Raw genomic sequence first — 7,288 nt, forward strand, 5'->3', positions numbered from 1 at the left:
ACGAATGGGTTTCAATTGCGGCATCGTTGGTCTGCCCAATGTTGGCAAGTCCACGCTGTTCAATGCCCTGACGGAAACGGCGGCTGCACAGGCTGCGAATTACCCGTTCTGCACCATCGAGCCGAATACGGGGCGTGTGGCCGTTCCGGATGCGCGGCTGGATGAACTGGCGCGGATCGGCAAGTCCATCCGCAAGGTTCCGACAAGCCTTGAGTTCGTGGATATTGCCGGTCTGGTTCGCGGCGCGTCCAAGGGCGAAGGGCTTGGGAACCAGTTCCTTGCCAATATCCGTGAAGTCGATGCCATTGTGCATGTTCTGCGCTGCTTTGAAGACGACGACATCACGCATGTTGAAGGTGGCGTTGATCCGGTTCGTGATGCGGACATCATTGAAACTGAACTGATGCTGGCGGATCTGGAGAGCCTTGAGAAGCGCCAGATCGGGCTTCAGAAACGCGCTCGCGGCAACGATCGTGAGGCACAGGTACAGCTTGAACTCCTGGAGCCGCTGCTTGTGGCTCTGCGGGATGGCAAGCCGGCGCGGACGGCTGTTCCGAAGGGACAGGAGGTTGAGGCGTCCCGTCTTCAGCTTCTGACGACGAAGCCTGTTCTGTATGTCTGCAATGTCGAGGAAGCCTCGGCGTCCACCGGCAACGCGTTTTCGGAAGCCGTGCGCAAGCGGGCCGAAGCCGAGGGTGCGGGCGTTGTCGTGGTGTCGGCCGCCATTGAAGCGGAAGTCAGTCAGTTGCCGCATGAAGACCGTACGGAATTTCTGGACGGTCTGGGCCTGACGGACAGCGGACTGGATCGTGTGATTGCGGCTGGTTACAAACTTCTGGGTCTGCGGACGTATTTCACGGTTGGACCGAAGGAATCCCGCGCCTGGACGATTACGGCCGGGACGAAGGCACCTCAGGCCGCTGCTGTCATTCACAACGACTTCGAGCGTGGCTTCATCGCCTGCGAAACCGTGGCGTTCGACGATTACGTGGCCTGCAATGGCGAGGCCGGGGCCAAGGAAGTCGGCAAGCTGCGGATCGAAGGCAAGGAATATGTGGTGCAGGATGGAGACGTCCTGCTGTTCCGTTTCAATGTCTGAGACGGGGGAAGACGCCGTCCGGATTCTGGGCGGTCTGGCGGAGAAGGCCCGCCGTGCCAGCCGGAATCTGGCGCGCGCCAGCGAGGAAACCCGTAATCTTGCGCTTTTTGAGGCTGCAAAAGCTTTGCGGGAGCGGTCTGCCGGGATTGTTGCGGCCAACCGGAAGGATCTGGCTGCCCTCTCCGAAGACCGGAATGCAGCTTTCCGTGATCGTCTGACGCTGACGCCGGAGCGGATCGAGGCCATGGCGCGGGGTCTGGAGGATGTTGCGCGTCTGCCGGACCCGGTGGGACGTATTCTGGCAGAGTGGGATCGGCCGAATGGTTTGCACTTCCGCCGGGTTGCGACACCGCTTGGCGTGATCGGCATGATTTACGAAAGCCGCCCGAATGTCGGCGCGGATGCGGCGGCATTGTGCATCAAGTCAGGTAATGCCGTCATTCTGCGCGGGGGCGGGGAGAGCCTGCACTCGGCGCGCGCGATTCTGGTTGCGATGGAAGATGGATTGCGGGCCGCCGGGTTGGATGAAGCCTGTGTGCAGATTCTGCCATCTGCCGATCGTGCTCTGGTGGGAGCCATGTTGCAGGCTTCGGGGCAGATTGATCTGATTATTCCGCGTGGTGGCAAATCCCTTGTGGAGCGGGTGCAGCGCGAAGCCCGCGTTCCGGTTCTTGCCCATGCGGATGGCCTGAATCACACCTATGTTCATGCAAGCGCTGATCCGGCCATGGCGCGGAAGGTGCTGTTGGACGCGAAAATGCGCCGGACGGGCGTCTGTGGGGCAACGGAAACGTTGCTGATTGACGCTGCGATTGCGCCGACACTCCTGTCGCTCTTGGTTCAGGATCTGGGGGCGAAAGGATGCGCGTTCCGGGCTGATGACCGGGCCCGCGCGATTGTGCCGGCACTTGAAGCGGCCCGAACTGAAGATTTCAGAACGGAATGGCTGAATTCGGTGCTGTCGATTGCGGTGGTGGATGGCGTTGAGGACGCTCTGGATCACATCGCCCGACATGGAAGCTCGCATACCGAGGCCATTATTGCCGAGGATGCGGAGGCTGCTACTGGGTTTCTTAATGGAACGGACAGTGCGGTTGTGATGTGGAATGCGTCCACGCAGTTCTGTGACGGTGGAGAATTCGGATTCGGAGCGGAAATCGGGATTGCGACTGGCCGCATGCATGCACGCGGCCCGGTGGGGCTCGAACAGCTGACATGCTATCGCTACGAGGTGATCGGCACCGGACAGGTGCGGGGCTGAGCAGTATTCCGACGTCTGGCGACGGCCGGAACATGCGGATCGGCCTGCTGGGGGGATCTTTTAACCCCGCCCATGCCGGTCATCTCATGGTGGCACGGCGGGCATTGCGGGCGCTGCGGCTGGATCAGGTGTGGCTCATGGTCTCGCCGGGGAATCCGCTCAAGCCGGGCAAGGGGATGGCGCCGTTCAGGGTGCGGCTTGCCTCTGCGGAGCGGATTGCAGATGGGGGGCGAATCGTTGCGACCGATATCGAGTCCCGTCTGGGGCAGCGCTTTACTGTCAGGACCGTGGCGTTGCTGAAGCAGCGCTTTCCGCATGTGCGGTTTGTCTGGCTGATGGGGGCGGACGGCCTGGCGCAACTCTCGCGATGGAAGCGCTGGCGGCGCCTGGCGGCGATGGTTCCCATAGCCGTCGCTCCGCGTCCGGGAAGCGTTTCGCCCGCGCTCAGAGGGGCTGGGGCATCTGTTTTACGGCATCAGAGACGGCCTTCGCGGGAGTCTCCGGTGCTTGCGGAGCGAAAAGGCAACGCATGGACGTTCCTTTCTGCGCCGCAGAACGATATATCGGCTACAGCGTTGCGTGAGTCCGGCCAGTTTCGTCCGGAGTCCGATCAGGAGTAAAAACCATCACCAAGACGACCTCTCCCGAATCGCAGGCCAAAAAGCCTGTGCGCCGGAAAACCAGCTCCCCCGATGCGGCACTGGCCGAGGCTGCCAAGGTGCCGGGAACGGCTCGCAAGAAGGCTGCTGTCGCCGGACCGAAGAAAACGGCCGTCAAGCGCGAAGCCGTGCAGCCGGACGTTCTGACCAGCATGCTTACGGTCATCACCACGAGTCTGGATGAAGACAAGGGTGAAGACATCGTTGTGCTGGATCTTGTCGGCCGTGCGAACTTCGCAGACCGCATGGTCATTGCGACCGGTCTTGCCGACCGCCAGATCTCCGCGATGGCGCATCATATCGAGAAGAAACTCAATGAGATCGGCATCAAGCGTATCCTGATCGAAGGCGCGAATGGTAGCGACTGGGTCCTGATCGACGCCGGTGATGTTGTTGTTCATCTCTTCAAGCCGGAAAGCCGCGAGCTTTATGGTCTGGAGCGGATGTGGGGCACGGATCTGGATGGCAGCGAAAACGAAGTCGCGGTCGGACAGGGCGAAGAGCAGGACTGAATGAAACTGCTCGCAATCGGCCGGCTCAAAGCCGGGCCGGAGCGCGAACTGTTCGAACGTTATGCGGGCCGGATCCGGCCCGCCCTGACGGTGACGGAACTCGCGCCGTCAAAGGGCAGCGTCCAGGAGCAGAAGCGCAAGGATGCTGCGGCTCTGTTGGGGGCCTGTCCCGACAATGCGCTGATCGTGGCTCTGGATGAGGGCGGCAAGACGCCTGACAGTCTGCGTCTGGCGGAGATGCTGTCCCGCTGGCAGGAGTCGGGGCGTCCCATTCATTTTCTGATCGGTGGTGCGGAAGGGCTGGATTCGAGCGTGATCCAGCGCGCTGATTCCGTGATTTCCCTTGGGAAACTGACCTGGCCGCACATGCTGGTCAGGGTTCTGATCGCCGAACAGGTTTTCCGGGCCCAGGCCATCAATACCGGCCATCCCTATCATCGGGAATCCCGGCCGGATTGAGCGCCGGGTTATATTTCCCCGATTATATCAGCGAATCGAGCGGTCTGGCGCGTCCGAGGTGAAGGCGTCGTCCGGCGCTTCGGCAACTTCCGTGCTGAGCATCGGATGGCTCAGGGCATCGGAGCCATTCACGACAGCACTGTGACGGAAACCCGAGGCGGCCGAAGCACGGGCCAGCACAACATGCGGGGCCGGGCTGCGGTCACCTTCGTCGGAGTGGGGATAGATGAAGCCGTATGTCGGGTAGATGCTGCCCAGTCGACCGCTGCGGTCATTGAGGCTGACGCGAACGGCGCTCCAGTCGTTGTTGGGAGAAACGTCAACGACGCGGACATTGTGTGCGATGCCGTTCGAGGCCCAGTGTGACTGGTCAATATAGATCGTGCGGCTGTCTTCAACCGAACGCACGACAGCGACATGGCCGAGTGGCATGCGGCGGATAGCCCGGAAGTTCAGAACCGATCCGGCCTGCGGTGCAGACCCGCGCGCGTAAACGCCAGCAGCATTATACCACCAGTCCCGCGCATTGCCGTGCAGTTCGACCTCGGAGGCCGTTTTGGCATAGGCGACGCACTGGATGACGTGAGCATAGGAATGGTGGTGACTGATGGAACGGTGGGCGTGGAAAACAGCCCGTCCATGATGAGCCGAACTGTGACGGGCCTGGGCCTGTCCTGAAAAGAACGCGACAGCGGAGAGCGCCAGAGCGGAGAGAAAGGTTTTCCGGCAACTTTTATGCTTCACGATCTTTAGGATCCTGATTGGTTGTGTGTTGTTCGGGTTACAGGGAGGTAACAACCTTCCTGCAACCCTGACAAGAGCAGAATGCAGACCTGTGTGTTAAATTTTCATTTCCATGGAAAATCTTTTTGACACCACATCGTGCTGCATTCTCGCCACAATCGTTCGGGTCAGATCACTTCGTTGTTGTGAGCATGATCTCGACAAGAATTTTCGGGTCGGCCATCACCGCCTGAACACAGGCACGGGCGGGTGCTGCGTTTTCCGGAAGCCAGGCCGACCAGATCGTGTTGAGCGCAGCGCGATCGGCGATATCCTTCACCCAGATCTGGGCCTGAAGAATGCGCGTGTTGTCGGTGCCATGTTCCTCAAGAATCTGGTCGAGCTGGGCGAGCACGCTGCGGGTCTGTTCTTCAATGCCCTGAGAAAGATCCGCGGCCACAACGCCCTGAGTGAAGATGAATCCGTGATATTCGACAGCCTTGGACAGGATGGCGTTGGGTTCCGTGCGGATGATGCGGCTCATGATGACACCTTGGTCTGGAGAGGAAAGGGCAAGAGTGACCTTCCTGTGAAAACGGGTCAATGATCTGCGCGCGGCAATCCCCTGATTGACTTGTCGTGCGGAGGCGGAGCCTGTATCGCCACATCAGAACGGACCGTCTGGGAGGAGGAGTGATGACTCCTTTGTATGCGAAGCGGGTGCCGGTTACGCCCTTGCGGCAGAACTGCACCATTCTCTCGAACGACGCGGGCCGCGCTGTCGTGGTGGATCCAGGCGGGGATGTTGATGATATCCTTCAGGAACTGGGCGACCTGTCTGTCGAGGCCATTCTCCTGACGCATGGTCATCTGGATCATGCCGGTGGGGCCGCTCCCCTGAAAAAAGCTCTTGAAAAACAGCAGAATCAGAGTGTTCCGGTTATAGGGCCGGATCGGCGGGACGAATTCCTTTTGCAGAGTATTACGAAACAGGCTGCGGTTTTCGGGATCACCGGCATGGAAAATGTGGTTCCTGATCGCTTCGTTGAAGGAGGTGAGGTTCTGCATTTTCTGGGACAGGACCTGCATGTGGCCTATGTTCCGGGTCATACTCCGGGGCATGTCGTTTTCGTGGACCATGGCAACCGGCGGGTTCTGGCGGGGGATACGCTGTTTCGCGGAACGGTTGGCCGTACGGATTTTGCCTATGGGGATTCACGCTCCCTTATCGATGGCATCCGGACCCATCTTCTGAATTTGCCAGATGATACCGTGGTTCTGTGTGGGCACGGAATGCCGACGACCATCGGCGAAGAGCGTCGTACCAATCCGTTCCTGATTTCCTGAACCTGAAAGTCATATCCTCATGCGAATTTTAAGTTTTGTGCTGCTGGCGGCTGTTGGAATGAGTGCTGGCGTTGCCAGAGCGGAAGATCCGATCACGCAGGCGCAGGCGCGTCTGCCAACGGATAGCCTGACGATCACGACACGTGATGCGCAGAAGCATGTGTTCACGGTGGAACTGGCCAAGACGTATCGTCAGCAGGAAGTCGGAGAAATGTTCCGTAAGCATCTGCCTGAGAACGAGGGCATGCTGTTCATGTGGCCAGCGCCGCAGGTGTCAGACATGTGGATGCGCAATACGCTTGTGTCTTTGGACATTGTTTTCATTGATTCCACAAATCATATTCATGCCATCGCGGAAAATGCTGTTCCCCTGAGCGAAGCTATCCTGCGGAGCGGTGGTGTAGTTGCTAATACGCTCGAGCTCGCGGGGGGTGTGACGGAGAAGCTGGGGATCCGTGTGGGGGATGTTGTTACCAGTTCTGCCCTGAAGCACTGATGGGCCTGTGAAGATTCTGGTTACCGGAGTTGCCGGATTTATCGGGTTTCATGTTGCCGAAGCCCTTCTGAAGCAGGGGATGGATGTCGTTGGGATTGATGTTCTCAACGACTATTATGATCCTTCCCTGAAAATGGCGCGGTTAGGCCAGCTGGAGCCTCATCCCAAATTCAGCTTTCTGAAAGTGGATGTGGCCAATGCCCAGGCCATGCAGGATGTCATCGGGCTACATTCCGATCTGGAGGGCGTGATCCATCTCGCCGCTCAGGCTGGTGTCCGGTATTCTCTGGTGGATCCCTATTCTTATGTGACTTCCAATGTGATGGGGCAGGTTTCGCTTCTGGAAGCGTGCCGAAGTCTGAAAAAACTGACGCATGTTGTGTATGCGTCTTCGTCGTCGGTCTATGGGCGCAATCAGGAAACCCCTTTTCGGGAAACGGATCGGGTCGAACAGCCAAGTTCTCTGTATGCGGTCACCAAGCGTGCCGCCGAACTGACGTCGGAATCCTATTCATATCTGTATGGTATCCCTCAGACCGGGCTGAGGTTTTTCACGGTCTATGGTCCGTGGGGACGACCTGACATGGCTTATTACGGGTTTGCAAAAGCGATTTCAGAAGATCGGCCCGTCACCCTTTATGAAGGGAAGGATCTTTCACGCGATTTCACCTATATCGATGACATCGTCAGAGGTGTGGTGAAGGTTTTTGCCAAGCCGCCAGAAGCGGGAAA

Annotated in this window: 10 protein-coding genes (1 of these 10 running past the window's edge); 8 read left to right on the plus strand and 2 right to left on the minus strand. The window is 58.9% G+C overall.

Annotated elements, in window-relative coordinates; all coding sequences use genetic code 11:
* Window positions 1–4 precede the first annotated feature (4 nt).
* From ychF to A0U94_RS13525, 5 genes are all read left to right on the plus strand, one after another.
* On the plus strand, window positions 5–1,099 hold the full coding sequence (gene ychF / locus A0U94_RS13505) for a redox-regulated ATPase YchF (protein ID WP_077803664.1): 1,095 nt from the start codon (window positions 5–7) through the stop codon (window positions 1,097–1,099).
* The gene (locus tag A0U94_RS13510) at window positions 1,092–2,360 is read left to right on the plus strand and encodes a glutamate-5-semialdehyde dehydrogenase (RefSeq protein ID WP_408735609.1); all 1,269 of its coding nucleotides are present in this window, start codon (window positions 1,092–1,094) and stop codon (window positions 2,358–2,360) included. The genes ychF and A0U94_RS13510 overlap by 8 nt, the downstream gene beginning before the upstream one ends.
* Before the next feature lie 32 nt (window positions 2,361–2,392).
* On the plus strand, window positions 2,393–2,980 hold the full coding sequence (locus tag A0U94_RS13515) for a nicotinate-nucleotide adenylyltransferase (RefSeq protein ID WP_244178129.1): 588 nt from the start codon (window positions 2,393–2,395) through the stop codon (window positions 2,978–2,980).
* Window positions 2,981–3,078: 98 nt separating this feature from the next.
* Entirely contained in the window at window positions 3,079–3,531 is a 453-nt protein-coding gene (gene rsfS, locus A0U94_RS13520) for a ribosome silencing factor (protein WP_077803997.1), read from the plus strand.
* Window positions 3,532–3,990 carry a 23S rRNA (pseudouridine(1915)-N(3))-methyltransferase RlmH gene (locus tag A0U94_RS13525; protein ID WP_077803667.1) on the plus strand — a complete coding sequence of 153 codons (459 nt, stop codon included), beginning with the start codon at window positions 3,532–3,534 and terminating at the stop codon, window positions 3,988–3,990. It abuts the gene before it with no gap.
* Between the two features lie 27 nt (window positions 3,991–4,017).
* On the opposite strand, the gene A0U94_RS13530 is transcribed toward A0U94_RS13525, so the two are convergent.
* Window positions 4,018–4,734, minus strand: a complete 717-nt coding sequence (locus tag A0U94_RS13530; RefSeq protein ID WP_077803668.1) for a CHAP domain-containing protein — start codon at window positions 4,732–4,734, stop codon at window positions 4,018–4,020.
* Between the two features lie 172 nt (window positions 4,735–4,906).
* Window positions 4,907–5,257, minus strand: a complete 351-nt coding sequence (locus A0U94_RS13535; protein WP_062030482.1) for a RidA family protein — start codon at window positions 5,255–5,257, stop codon at window positions 4,907–4,909.
* 152 nt (window positions 5,258–5,409) lie between these two features.
* Here A0U94_RS13535 and A0U94_RS13540 point away from each other — a divergent pair, with 152 nt between their 5' ends.
* The 3 genes in view from A0U94_RS13540 to A0U94_RS13550 are tightly spaced (at most 19 nt apart) and all read left to right on the plus strand, a layout consistent with a single transcriptional unit that may run on beyond the window.
* Window positions 5,410–6,060, plus strand: coding sequence for an MBL fold metallo-hydrolase (locus A0U94_RS13540; protein ID WP_077803669.1), 651 nt, complete (start codon window positions 5,410–5,412; stop codon window positions 6,058–6,060).
* Between the two features lie 19 nt (window positions 6,061–6,079).
* Window positions 6,080–6,556 (plus strand): DUF192 domain-containing protein, encoded by a 477-nt coding sequence (locus tag A0U94_RS13545; RefSeq protein ID WP_077803670.1) that lies wholly within the window; start codon window positions 6,080–6,082, stop codon window positions 6,554–6,556.
* Between the two features lie 7 nt (window positions 6,557–6,563).
* On the plus strand, window positions 6,564–7,288 hold the 5' portion of the coding sequence (locus A0U94_RS13550; protein WP_077803671.1) for an NAD-dependent epimerase/dehydratase family protein. It continues 244 nt past the right edge of the window; only the first 725 of its 969 coding nucleotides appear in the window; its start codon is at window positions 6,564–6,566; the stop codon falls past the right edge of the window.

Source organism: Gluconobacter albidus, from assembly GCF_002005485.1.
GTDB classification, from domain to species: Bacteria; Pseudomonadota; Alphaproteobacteria; order Acetobacterales; family Acetobacteraceae; genus Gluconobacter; species Gluconobacter albidus.